Annotated in this window: 10 protein-coding genes and 1 tRNA gene; 10 read left to right on the top strand and 1 reads right to left on the bottom strand. The window is 54.8% G+C overall.

Annotation, left to right across the window (positions count from 1 at the left end):
* Positions 1–40 precede the first annotated feature (40 nt).
* The 7 genes from vapB (at position 41) to yegS (ending at position 6,833) form a co-directional block, all read left to right on the top strand.
* Positions 41–274 (top strand): type II toxin-antitoxin system VapB family antitoxin, encoded by a 234-nt coding sequence (gene vapB / locus FD744_RS08945; RefSeq protein ID WP_034824846.1) that lies wholly within the window; start codon positions 41–43, stop codon positions 272–274.
* Positions 274–672, top strand: a complete 399-nt coding sequence (locus tag FD744_RS08940; protein WP_034824847.1) for a type II toxin-antitoxin system VapC family toxin — start codon at positions 274–276, stop codon at positions 670–672. The genes vapB and FD744_RS08940 overlap by 1 nt, the downstream gene beginning before the upstream one ends.
* A 16-nt stretch (positions 673–688) precedes the next feature.
* Positions 689–2,095 carry an MFS transporter gene (locus FD744_RS08935; protein WP_160868022.1) on the top strand — a complete coding sequence of 469 codons (1,407 nt, stop codon included), beginning with the start codon at positions 689–691 and terminating at the stop codon, positions 2,093–2,095.
* Positions 2,092–3,483 (top strand): two-component system sensor histidine kinase BaeS, encoded by a 1,392-nt coding sequence (gene baeS, locus FD744_RS08930; protein WP_160868021.1) that lies wholly within the window; start codon positions 2,092–2,094, stop codon positions 3,481–3,483. Before FD744_RS08935 ends, baeS begins: the two co-directional genes overlap by 4 nt.
* 3 nt (positions 3,484–3,486) lie before the next feature.
* The gene (baeR, locus tag FD744_RS08925) at positions 3,487–4,194 is read left to right on the top strand and encodes a two-component system response regulator BaeR (RefSeq protein WP_097116631.1); all 708 of its coding nucleotides are present in this window, start codon (positions 3,487–3,489) and stop codon (positions 4,192–4,194) included.
* 139 nt (positions 4,195–4,333) lie between these two features.
* Positions 4,334–5,701, top strand: a complete 1,368-nt coding sequence (gene yegQ, locus FD744_RS08920; RefSeq protein WP_058961409.1) for a tRNA 5-hydroxyuridine modification protein YegQ — start codon at positions 4,334–4,336, stop codon at positions 5,699–5,701.
* Positions 5,702–5,933: 232 nt separating this feature from the next.
* The gene (gene yegS, locus FD744_RS08915) at positions 5,934–6,833 is read left to right on the top strand and encodes a lipid kinase YegS (protein ID WP_034824860.1); all 900 of its coding nucleotides are present in this window, start codon (positions 5,934–5,936) and stop codon (positions 6,831–6,833) included.
* A 356-nt stretch (positions 6,834–7,189) separates the two neighbouring features.
* Here the strand turns inward: yegS and FD744_RS08910 are convergent, their stop codons facing one another.
* Positions 7,190–8,311, bottom strand: a complete 1,122-nt coding sequence (locus FD744_RS08910; RefSeq protein ID WP_160868020.1) for a Gfo/Idh/MocA family protein — start codon at positions 8,309–8,311, stop codon at positions 7,190–7,192.
* 308 nt (positions 8,312–8,619) lie between these two features.
* Between FD744_RS08910 and FD744_RS08905 the strand changes: the two genes are divergently transcribed.
* From FD744_RS08905 to FD744_RS08895, 3 genes are all read left to right on the top strand, one after another.
* Positions 8,620–8,695: transfer RNA gene (locus FD744_RS08905), tRNA-Asn, on the top strand.
* A 510-nt stretch (positions 8,696–9,205) separates the two neighbouring features.
* On the top strand, positions 9,206–10,216 hold the full coding sequence (locus FD744_RS08900) for a Zn-dependent oxidoreductase (RefSeq protein WP_160868019.1): 1,011 nt from the start codon (positions 9,206–9,208) through the stop codon (positions 10,214–10,216).
* Positions 10,217–10,388: 172 nt separating this feature from the next.
* Entirely contained in the window at positions 10,389–11,672 is a 1,284-nt protein-coding gene (locus tag FD744_RS08895) for an MFS transporter (protein ID WP_160868018.1), read from the top strand.
* The last annotated feature ends 34 nt before the right edge of the window (positions 11,673–11,706 follow it).

The raw sequence follows: 11,706 nt of genomic DNA, 5'->3' as shown, positions 1-11,706 counted from the left end.
AGCGAGTAAACTTTATCCAGTCACTATGAAGGAGGTTTATATGTCTCAAGGTACAGTGTTTACAAATAATCGTACGCAAAACGTGCGTATTCCTGCTGACGTGCGCTTTCCCGACAACGTGAAAAATGTCACGGTGCGTGCGATTGGCAAAGAGCGCATTCTCACACCAATAGAAAACGCCTGGGATAGCTTTTTCCTCGATGGCCCCAGCGTAAGCGATGATTTTATGAATGAGCGTGCGTCACAGGAGCAATCTGACAGGGAAGATTTTTAATGCATCGCTATATGCTGGATACCAACATAGTTATCTATGTCATCAAACGCCGCCCGATTGAGGTTTTGGAACGCTTTAATGCCAATGTCGGGCGCATGGTCATCTCATCGATTACGCTTGCTGAACTCGTTCATGGTGCGGAGAAAAGTGCTTTTCCTGAAAGGAATTTACGCACTGTTGAAGACTTTATTTCCCGTCTGGACGTACTCAGTTACGACCAAAGGGCAGCATTTCAATACGGCTCGATTCGCGCTGACCTGGAAAAGAAAGGCACACCCATCGGTCTGAATGATTTACACATTGCTGCACACGCGCGGAGTGAAGCGCTAACACTCATTACCAACAACCTGCGCGAATTTTCACGGGTGAACGGGTTGATCAGCGAAAACTGGCTTTAATATAACGGTAATCTTCATGAACTCGCAAACCGCTACCGTGCGCTGGCAGCTGTGGATCGTCGCCTTCGGCTTTTTTATGCAGGCGCTGGATACCACTATCGTCAACACCGCCATCCCTTCAATGGCGCGTGACCTCAATGTCAGCCCACTCAACATGCACTCGGTGATCGTGTCGTATGTGCTGACGGTGGCCGTGACGTTGCCGATCAGCGGCTGGCTGGCGGATCGCTTTGGCGTGCGTAACATTTTCTTCTGCGCCATTGTGCTGTTCAGCATCGGTTCGCTGCTGTGCGCCTTCTCTACCTCGCTCGATCAGCTGGTGATGGCGCGCGTGGTGCAAGGCGTCGGCGGGGCGATGATGGTGCCGGTCGGGCGTTTGACGGTGATGAAAATTGTGCCGCGCGAGCAGTACATGTCGGCGATGACCTTTGTGACCACGCCGGGGCAAATCGGTCCGCTGCTCGGTCCGGCGCTGGGCGGGATTTTGGTGCAGTACGCCAGCTGGCACTGGATCTTCCTGATTAATATTCCGGTCGGCATCATCGGCGCGATTGCTACGCTGATGCTGATGCCGAATTACACCATGCAAACCAAACGTTTTGATTTTCTCGGCTTCGTGCTGCTGGCAGTGGGCATGGCGACCCTGACGCTGGCGCTCGACGGCCAGCGCAGCACCGGCGGCTCCCCGCTGCTGCTCGGCGCACTGATTCTGGTCGGCGTGTTCTCCCTGCTGTTTTACCTGATGCACGGCCGCAACAACGACAACGCGCTGTTTAGCCTGAAGCTGTTCGACAACCGCATCTACTCGATTGGCCTGCTCGGCAGTTTCACCGGACGCATCGGTAGCGGCATGCTGCCCTTTATGACACCGATCTTTTTGCAGGTGGGCCTCGGCTACAGCCCGTTCCACGCGGGTTTAATGATGATTCCGATGGTGCTGGGCAATATGGGCACCAAACGCGTGGTGGTGCGCATCGTTAACCTGTTTGGCTATCGCAATGCGCTGGTCGGGGCGACTATCGCACTGGCGCTGGTGGTGTTGCTGTTTCCGGCAGTGGCGCTGCTCGGATGGGTGTGGATGCTGCCAGTGGTCTTGCTGCTGCAAGGGATGGTGAATGCCATCCGCTTCTCCTCGATGAACACCTTAACCCTGAAAGAGTTGCCGGATGATCTGGCTTCGAGCGGCAATAGCCTGCTCTCAATGATCATGCAGCTGTCGATGAGTATTGGCGTCACGGTGGCAGGCTTGCTGCTGGGTGCGTTCGCCCACGGTGCCGTGACCAACAGCGCGGCCGCGCATCAAACCTTTATTTATACCTATCTGTGCATGGCGCTGGTGATTGTGTTGCCAGCTCTGGTGTTCTGGCGCGTACCCAAAGATGTGAGTAAGAACGTGGATCTCAGAGGCAGGAGAAAAGCATGAAGCAGCCGGTGAAACTCGGCATTGGCGCCAAGCTGTTTGTGGCGATATTTTCCACCTGCATGCTGGTGATCATCACCATGCACTGGGGCGTGCGCCTCAGCTTTGAGCATGGTTTTGTTGATTACATCAAGAAAGGCAATGAACAGCGTTTAACCCTGCTAAGCGATGCGCTGGCGGATCAGTACGAGCAGCACGGCGACTGGGATTTTTTGCGTAACAACGATCGGCTGATTTTCACCATTCTGCGATCGATGGAACAGAACCCCGGCAGCAGTACGCAGTTGCCGCCACACGGCTGGCGCACTCAGTTCTGGATTATCGATCAGCAGTATAAGGTCTTGTCCGGGCCACACTCGCCGGTGCCGCCGGAAGGCACGCGGCGCAACATCACCACCAGCACCGGCAAAGTGGTGGGTTGGGTGATCGCCTCGCCCGCTGAGAGGCTGACGCGCAGTACCGATATCAACTTTGATTTGCAACAGCGGCGCACCAGCTGGATGATCGTCACGCTCACTACGCTGCTGGCGGCGCTGGTCACCTGGTTACTGGCGCGCGGCTTATTGGCCCCGGTGAAACGGCTGGTGGATGGCACCCATGAACTGGCGGCAGGCAAATTCTCCACACGCGTGGAAGTGGGCAGCAGTGATGAAATTGGCCAACTGGCGCGCGATTTTAACCAGCTCGCCAGTTCTCTGGAGAAGAACGAAAGCAATCGCCGCGCCTTTATGGCCGATATCTCCCACGAGCTGCGCACACCGCTGGCGATCATGCGCGGTGAGCTGGAAGCGATGCAGGATGGTGTGCGCAAGCTGACGCCGGAAGCCATCACCTCACTGCAGAGTGAAGTGGTGGTGCTCACTAAACTGGTGGATGATTTGCATCAGCTGTCGCTGTCTGACGCGGGCGCCCTCGCCTATCGCAAACAGCCGGTGGATGTGGTGAATCTGCTGGAAGTGGTGGCAGGCAGCTTTGGCGAACGCTATCGCAGCCGGGATTTAACCCTCACCCTTGCACTGCCGACCAAAGCGGAAAGTTTTGGCGATCCGGATCGTTTGATGCAGTTGTTTACCAATCTGCTGGAGAACAGCCTACGTTATACCGATGCCGGTGGCGAAGTACGGGTCAGCCTGCAGCAACACGGCGAATACTGGAAGTTGCGATTTGCCGACAGCGCGCCCGGCGTCGATGCTGAACATCAGGCACATCTTTTTGAGCGTTTTTTCCGTGCTGAAAGTTCACGCAATCGCGCCAGCGGCGGCTCTGGATTGGGCCTGGCGATCTGTAAAAACATTGTTGAAGCACATAGCGGCAGCATTTCTGCGGAGCACTCTGATTTAGGTGGGCTGCAAATCGCGCTAAACTTGCCGTATGTTCCTCACCAGAAATAGCTTATGAGCCCGGATAATCACGATCCCCTGATTCTTATTGTTGAAGACGAACCGAAACTGGCGCAGCTGATGATCGATTATCTGCAGGCGTCCAACTATCGCACCCACCATATTGCCGATGGCAATGAAGTGCTGAACTACGTGCAGCACTCACCGCCGGATTTGATGCTGCTGGATTTGATGCTGCCGGGTCGCGATGGCTTAACGCTGTGTCGTGAAATCCGCCGTTTCTCTGAGCTGCCGATCATTATGGTGACAGCACGCACCGAGGAGATCGACCGCCTGCTGGGGCTGGAAATCGGCGCGGATGATTACATCTGCAAACCGTTCAGCCCGCGTGAGGTGGTGGCGCGCGTGAAAACCATTTTGCGCCGTGTAAAACGTTCGCCGGAAGAAGCGCAGCTCGCCTCGCATCTGCTGATTGATGAAGGGCGTTTTCAGGCCAGCTGGCGCGAACAGCAACTGGAACTGACGCCTGCTGAATTCCGCTTGCTGAAAACCCTGGCGCTGGAGCCGGGTAAAGTGTTCTCGCGCGAACAGTTACTGAATCATCTTTATGACGATTATCGCGTGGTCACCGACCGTACTATCGATAGCCATATCAAAAACCTGCGACGCAAGCTGGAAAACCTTGATGCGGAGCAGCCGTTTATTCGCGCGGTGTACGGCATGGGCTATCGCTGGGAAGCGGACGTCTGTCGCCTGATGTAGCGCTCGCTTGATGTAGATCAATTTACTTCAGCGGCGGCCCTGCCTACAATTCCCCACCTTTTGCAGGGCCGTTTGATGCGGCTCATGCACCTGCCATCGCCGATGGCATGCTGACCTGACATCAGTGAGAATTCCCTCCATGTTTAAACCCGAACTCCTTTCTCCAGCGGGATCGCTGAAGAATATGCGCTATGCCTTTGCCTATGGCGCAGACGCGGTGTATGCCGGTCAACCGCGCTACAGCCTGCGCGTGCGTAATAATGAATTCACCCACGAAGTGCTGGCCAAGGGCATTGAAGAAGCGCACCAGCTGGGCAAGAAATTTTACGTGGTGGTGAACATCGCGCCGCATAACGCCAAGCTGAAAACCTTTATCCGCGACCTGACGCCGGTGGTGGAGATGCAGCCCGATGCGCTGATTATGTCCGATCCCGGCCTGATTATGCTGGTGCGTGAAGCTTTTCCGGAGATGCCGATTCATCTGTCGGTGCAGGCCAATGCGGTGAACTGGGCGACGGTGAAGTTCTGGCAGCAAATGGGGCTGACCCGCGTGATCTTGTCGCGCGAGCTGTCGCTGGATGAGATTGCTGAGATTCGCCAGCAGGTGCCAGAAATGGAGATTGAGATCTTCGTACACGGCGCACTGTGCATGGCCTACTCCGGGCGCTGTCTGCTTTCCGGTTATCTCAATAAGCGCGATCCGAATCAGGGAACCTGCACTAACGCCTGCCGCTGGGAATACAAAGTGGAAGAAGGCAAACAGGATGAGGTGGGCAATATTGTCGGCTTCCATCAGCCGGTTGAGGTGCAGGAGCCCACGCTGGGCGTTGGCGCGACGACCGACCGTGTATTCTTGTTAGAAGAGAAGATGAAGCCCGGTGAAGTGATGAGTGCCTTTGAAGATGAGCACGGCACTTACATCATGAACTCAAAGGATTTGCGCGCGGTGGCACACGTTGAGCGTTTGAGTCAGATGGGCGTACATTCGCTGAAAATTGAAGGCCGCACTAAATCCTTCTACTACTGCGCCCGCACCGCGCAGGTGTATCGTCGTGCTATTGATGATGCGGCAGCGGGCAAGCCGTTCGATCCGGCGCTGCTGGAGACGCTGGAAGGTTTGGCGCATCGTGGCTATACCGAAGGTTTCCTGCGTCGTCATACGCATGACAGTTATCAGAACTATGAACAGGGTTTCTCGGTATCCGAGCGCCAGCAGTTTGTGGGAGAGTTTACCGGTGAACGTCGCGGCGACTGGGCGCAAATTGCCGTGAAGAATAAGTTTTTGCTCGGCGATTCTGTGGAGATCATGACGCCGCAGGGCAACCTGAACTGTACGCTGGAATCGATGCAAAATGATAAAGGTGCAGCGGTAGATGTCGCGCCGGGAGATGGACATAAGGTGTGGATCCCGGTGCCGGAATCAGTGGATCTGGCCTTTGCTTTGTTAATGCGTAATTTCACTGACGGCAACAGCACCTACGATCCGCACGGAAAAAAGCGCACATAATGAAAAGAAAGGCGCGAAGTTAGAACAGGATCACAGACCGCCGCTGCGCCTCGCTTTAGAATCCCGCCTGCTGCTAACGAGTAACAATAAACAGCAGGTAGTACCAGGAACCACCTCATTCACCCGCCCGGCTCCCCCGTGCGGGTTTTCTTTTTTTCATCGCCCGCCGATAAAGTTCCTCGCCCACCTATGCTATAACCTCTGCATCGTATTTCGCCTCAAGGAACTGATTATGCAAAATAAACCACTGACGCTGCTGATCCTCAATGGGAAAGGCGCGGGCAATGAAGATTTGCGTGCGGCGGTGAATACGCTGCGCGATGAAGGTTTTAATCTGGCGGTACGCGTGACCTGGGAAAAGGGCGACGGTGACCGTTACGTGCAGGAAGCGGTGGCGTTGCAGGCTGAAACCGTGGTAGCGGGCGGCGGCGATGGCACCATCAATGAAATCGCCACAGCGCTGGCGGCAGTGCCTGCAGAGCAGCGTCCAGCACTGGGTATTCTGCCGCTTGGTACGGCCAATGATTTCGCCACCAGCGTGGGGATTCCAGAGGAGATGGAACCGGCGCTGCGTCTGGCGGTGTTGGGTAAAGCCAGCGCGATTGATTTGGCGCGTGTAAATGGCGATCGCTACTTTATCAATATGGCGACCGGCGGCTTTGGCACGCGTATTACCACGGAGACGCCGGAGAAATTGAAATCGGCTTTAGGCGGCGTGTCCTATTTTATTCATGGTTTGATGCGAGTGGATGCGCTGAAGCCGGATAGCTGTGAGATCAGCGGTCCGGGATTTGAGTGGCAAGGTGATGCACTGGTGATCGGCATTGGTAATGGTCGTCAGGCAGGTGGCGGACAGAAGCTGTGTCCGGATGCGTTGATCAATGATGGGCAGCTGAATCTGAGCATCGTCACCGCGCAGGAGTTGTTGCCGACGTTGCTGCATTCGCTGACGCGTAATGATGAGAATCCGAATATTGTCTCGGCGCAGTTGCAGTCGCTGAGCATTCGTTCACCGCACGAGATGACGTTCAATCTGGATGGCGAACCGCTGACCGGCAGCGAATTTGAAATTGAAGTGATGCCAGGCGCGCTGAGCTGCCGCCTGCCGCCGCAGTGCCCGCTACTGGCGTGATGTTTGTTGGTTAGAGGCGGGTGAAATGCAGTCTGGATTGCTGGTGGTGATGCAGCCTGGGTTGCTGGTGATAACGCAGTCTGGGTTGCTGGTGATAACGCAGTCTGGGTTGCTGGTGATAACGCAGTCTGGGGTCGGTTTGGGGCTGGCGGTCCTCGCGCCGCTGACGCGGTGCCTTCACTTCACTCGTCAGCCGGACGGACCGGCGCAGACGGAACATCCCTGTTCCGGCTGCGCCTTTCGCCAGCATCCATGCTGGCTCTCCTGGCTTCCTCATTCCGTTCAGCGCTGCGAAATGCCATCCCCAAACCGACCCCAGCCTGCTCATTAACTTGAGTGCGTGCTGCAGTAGGGCGTTACACCTTCATCCAGCGACGTTCGACGGCGGATACTGCTACCGCTTCTAATACCTTCTGCACCTGCAAACCTTCGGCAAAATCTGGCCACATACGATCGCCGGCTGCGATACCATTGATCAAGTCACGGATCTCAACGGTTTTCTGATCGTTAAAACCAATACCGTGACCCGCTGATACGCAGAAGTTGGCGTAATCCGGATGGGCCGGGCCAGTCAGAATGGTTTTGAAGCCCTGACGTCCAGCAGGCTCATCATGGATATACAACTCCAGCTCGGCCATGCGCTCCTGGGTGTAGCGTAGCGTACCTTTGGTGCCGGTGACCACGTAGGTGAGACCCATTTTGCTGCCACAGGCGATACGCGAGGTTTCAAACACGCCGTGCGCACCGTTTTTAAAGCGCAGCAGCGCGCTGGCCTGATCTTCGTTCTCTACCGGCAGCAGACGTGAATGGTCTTTGGGATCGGGCCGCTGTTTAATTACCGTCATCATATCGCCGCTGACTTCTTCGATGTCGCCCACCAGATAGTGCGCCATGTTGACGATATGCGCCGCCAGATCGCCTAACGCACCCAAGCCGGCCAGCGCTTTCTGGCAGTGCCAGTCAAGCGGGGTTTCCGGGCGTGCCAGATAATCTTCGTTATGCGTGCCGTAGAAATGAATCACTTCACCAATTTCACCACGCGCAATGATTTCACGCGCCAGTTGGCTGGTCGGGTTTTTCATATAGTTGAAGCCCACCAGCGTTTTGACGCCTGCCTGCTGCGCGGCCTGCACCATCTCTTCTGCATCTGCCACAGACAACGAGAGCGGCTTCTCAGAGTAAACGTGTTTGCCGTTACGGATCGCTTCCAGCGCCATCTCTTTGTGCAGGAAGTTCGGGGCACAGATGTCGACCACATCAATATTGGGATCGCGCACCAGCTCGTGCCAGTCGCCGGTTGATCGGTCAAAGCCAAAGGTTGCCGCCTGTTTCGTGGCCAGTTCAGGATTCACCTCTGCCAGCATTTCACGCACGATTTCGCCTTTCAGCGCAAAAACAGTGGGAGCCTGCGCGTAAGCAATGGCGTGACAACGACCAATGTAACCACTGCCGATCATTCCGATTCTGACTTTGTTCATGCTGCACCTGGAGTTGTGGGTGGGAATTGTTCTGGAATATATGTTTCGCTTTTGGCCGCCACAACGGCGAAATGAAATATCTGTGATCATACATGCGAGGTATCTGACAAAATCGACAAATCAGAATGTAATTTTGCATAACATTAGTGACTTGCATCACAAAGCATCCCGTCATGGGGGGTGATTCAGCGTGCTATGGCCGAGAGAATCGCAAAATTGACGCTTTATTCAGCAGTTAGTTAAAAATGTAGAAAAGGCCTTTGACAACCCAGAGCCTGCTCGTTACTATGCGCCCCGTTCCAAACGATTCCTCTGTAGTTCAGTCGGTAGAACGGCGGACTGTTAATCCGTATGTCACTGGTTCGAGTCCAGTCAGAGGAGCCAAATTCTTGAAAAGAGCAGCCTATCAGGCTGCTTTTTTTATGCCTGCAATTTGGGAGGCGATGAATGGAATAGTTGGGCGATGTCCTATCTAAAGTCATTGTCGGCTCAATCTGAAAATCTCAGCCAAACCTGCACATCTCATCACAGCCTGAACATCTCAAACCCAATTCAACACCCCAACATAGCTTGAAGACCTCATATCAGTCTGAACATCGCAGCCCACTCAACACCTCAACCCTGTTTGAATATCTTCGGCCTGCCTGGGAATCTCAACCCAAACTAAAAATCCCACATCTCAAATCTCTGCATATTTCAGCCCCACTCCAACTCCACTGCCCCATCTCCCAAACTGCCACAGTTCTTCGCTCCCTCTTCCTGCACTCTGTGACTCTCTTCACAACTCTTTAACGCCGACTTGTATGGTAGTATTAGCAAGCGTATTTTTCATTCATTGCATTCCCGTTGCTGCCAAATCCACCGATTAAGTGTGTATCTGGCAAGGAGTAGATGATGAAAAGTGTCGTAATTGAACAACCGGGTGAATTGGTAGTGGCAGAACGCGCATTGCCTGAACCAGCCGCAGGCGAAGTGCGCGTCAAAGTGCAGTTTGCCAGTATCTGCGGTTCAGATGTGCACATCTGGCACGGCCACAACCCATTCGCCAAATACCCGCGCGTGATTGGCCACGAATTCTTTGGCTTGATCGATGCGGTGGGTGAAGGCGTGGATGCCGCGCGTATCGGCGAGCGTGTGGCGGTGGATCCGGTCGTCAGCTGCGGACACTGCTACCCCTGCTCCATCGGTCGCCCAAACGTCTGCAAAGAACTGCAGGTAATCGGTGTGCACCGTGACGGTGGTTTCAGCGAATTTGCGGTGGCTCCAGCTAAAAACGCTTTTACTCTGCCCGCTTCTATTCCGGACAAACTCGCCAGCCTGGTGGAACCGTTCACCATCGCGGCGAACATCACCGCCTTCCTCAAACCGCAGGCCAATGACGTGGCGCTGATTTACGGCGCAGGCCCGATGGGCTTAACCGCCATTCAGGTGCTGAAAGGCGTCTACGGCGTGGAAAAAGTGCTGGTGGTGGATCGTCTGCCGGAACGTCTGGCGCTGGCGCAGGAAAATGGCGCTGATCAGGTGTTCAACAACAGTGAGATTCCGCTGGCCGCACAGCTGGAAGGCGTGCAGCCAACATTGATCATCGATGCCGCCTGCCATCCGACCATTCTGGCAGAAGCCGCTGCCCTCGCCTCTCCGGCGGCGCGTATTGGCCTGCTCGGCTTCTCCGGTGAGCCTTGCAGCATCACGCAGCAGGCGTTAACCAGCAAAGAGTTATCACTGTTTACCTCGCGCCTGAACAGCAATCGCTTCCCGCAGGTGATTGAGTGGATGGAGAAAGGTCAGATTCAGCCAGAGAAATTAGTCACCCACTATTTCCCGCTGGCCGAGATTGAAAAAGCGATGACGCTGTTCGAAAAAGATCCGCGCACCTGCTGCAAAGTGATTCTGCACATGGGTTAAGTTAATCTTCACACCAGGTGTCCTTAATCCGGTGCGTACCCGCCGGCCAATATAATAATCCTCTCAATGCTTCAGGCTGTATCAAAGCGGCAAGTGTTTCAATCCCCGAAGGGGATGAGATTAAACAGGCCACACAGAAACAGATTGAAGCATGATGGGAAACGGAGTTTCTATGTTAAAGAATCTACGCTGGACCCTCGTACTGCTGTTGTTCCTGGTTTATATGATCAACTACCTCGATCGTATTGCCCTTTCTCTGACTGTACCGCTGGTAGAAAAAGACCTGATGATCAACGCCGAACAGTTCGGCATGATTTTCGGTAGCTTCTTCTTTGGCTACGCGCTGTTTAACTTTATCGGTGGCCTGGCGACCGATAAATTCGGCCCAACTATCGTGCTCGGCACCGCCGTCGGTATGTGGTCGCTGTTCTGCGGCATGACCGCGCTGGCAACTGGCTTCTGGTCGATGATGATTCTGCGTGTGCTCTTCGGCATGGCAGAAGGCCCGATTTGCGCTTCTGCCAACAAAGCGATTAACGGCTGGTTCCCGAAAAAACAGGCTGCTACCGCAATGGGCTTACTCAGCGCCGGTTCGCCGCTGGGTGGCGCGGTGGCAGGCCCGATTGTGGGTTATCTGGCGTTGTCATTTGGCTGGCGTCCAGCGTTCGTGGTGATCTGTGTGATTGGCCTGGTGTGGATGGGTTTGTGGTTCTTCTTCGCCGCTGATAACCCGGCGCGCAGCAAAAAAGTCTCTGAAGAAGAGCGCGCGCTGGTCGAGAAACTGAAAGCAGAAGAACCGGCTGATGTCATCGACCCGACCGGTAAAGCACACGGTATGGGTTACTACCTGCGCCAGCCGATTATCCTGGTCACGGCCTTCGCCTTCTTCTGCTACAACTATATTCTGTTCTTCTTCCTGAGCTGGTTCCCGGCTTATCTGGTACAGGCGCACGGTCTGGATATTAAGTCGATGAGTATCACCACCATGATCCCGTGGATTGTCGGCTTCGTCGGCCTCGCATTGGGCGGCTGGATTTCGGATAAGATTTTCAACATCACCGGCAAGCTGCTGTTGTCGCGCAAAATTGTCCTGGTGGTCTCGCTGCTGGCTGCCGCCATCTGTGTAGCACTGGCGGGAACGATTAAAGAGGTGAATTCCGCGGTGATCATGATGTCGATCTCCATCTTCTTCCTCTACATCACCGGTGCGATTTACTGGGCGATTATTCAGGATGTGGTGCACAAAAGCCGTGTCGGCAGCATCAGTGGCTTTATCCATCTGATTGGTAGCCTGTCCGGGATTGTTGGGCCGATTGTCACGGGCTATATCGTGCAGCACACCGGTAAATTCGACAGCGCCTTTATTCTGGCGGGCTGTGTCGCCGGGATTGGTGCGATGCTGGTGCTGTTTGTGATTCGCAGCCCAAAGACCGTAGATAAACCGGTGTCCGCATAACAGATTGACCATAATGGGGCGCTCAGCGCCCCGT

This window comes from Pantoea sp. Taur (assembly GCF_009830025.1).
In the GTDB taxonomy this organism is placed as follows: domain Bacteria; phylum Pseudomonadota; class Gammaproteobacteria; order Enterobacterales; family Enterobacteriaceae; genus Pantoea; species Pantoea communis.
The sequence above is the reverse complement of the archived record's forward strand: the minus strand, read 5'-3'. Positions and strand labels throughout refer to the sequence as shown.

Excerpts from the sequence above, each read along its gene's own strand:
- vapB (WP_034824846.1), top strand. The coding sequence starts at position 41 with ATGTCTCAAGGTACAGTGTTTACAAATAATCGTACGCAAAACGTGCGT.
- FD744_RS08940 (WP_034824847.1), top strand. The coding sequence starts at position 274 with ATGCATCGCTATATGCTGGATACCAACATAGTTATCTATGTCATCAAA.
- FD744_RS08935 (WP_160868022.1), top strand. The coding sequence starts at position 689 with ATGAACTCGCAAACCGCTACCGTGCGCTGGCAGCTGTGGATCGTCGCC.
- baeS (WP_160868021.1), top strand. The coding sequence starts at position 2,092 with ATGAAGCAGCCGGTGAAACTCGGCATTGGCGCCAAGCTGTTTGTGGCG.
- baeR (WP_097116631.1), top strand. The coding sequence starts at position 3,487 with ATGAGCCCGGATAATCACGATCCCCTGATTCTTATTGTTGAAGACGAA.
- yegQ (WP_058961409.1), top strand. The coding sequence starts at position 4,334 with ATGTTTAAACCCGAACTCCTTTCTCCAGCGGGATCGCTGAAGAATATG.
- yegS (WP_034824860.1), top strand. The coding sequence starts at position 5,934 with ATGCAAAATAAACCACTGACGCTGCTGATCCTCAATGGGAAAGGCGCG.
- FD744_RS08910 (WP_160868020.1), bottom strand. The coding sequence starts at position 8,311 with ATGAACAAAGTCAGAATCGGAATGATCGGCAGTGGTTACATTGGTCGT.
- FD744_RS08900 (WP_160868019.1), top strand. The coding sequence starts at position 9,206 with ATGAAAAGTGTCGTAATTGAACAACCGGGTGAATTGGTAGTGGCAGAA.
- FD744_RS08895 (WP_160868018.1), top strand. The coding sequence starts at position 10,389 with ATGTTAAAGAATCTACGCTGGACCCTCGTACTGCTGTTGTTCCTGGTT.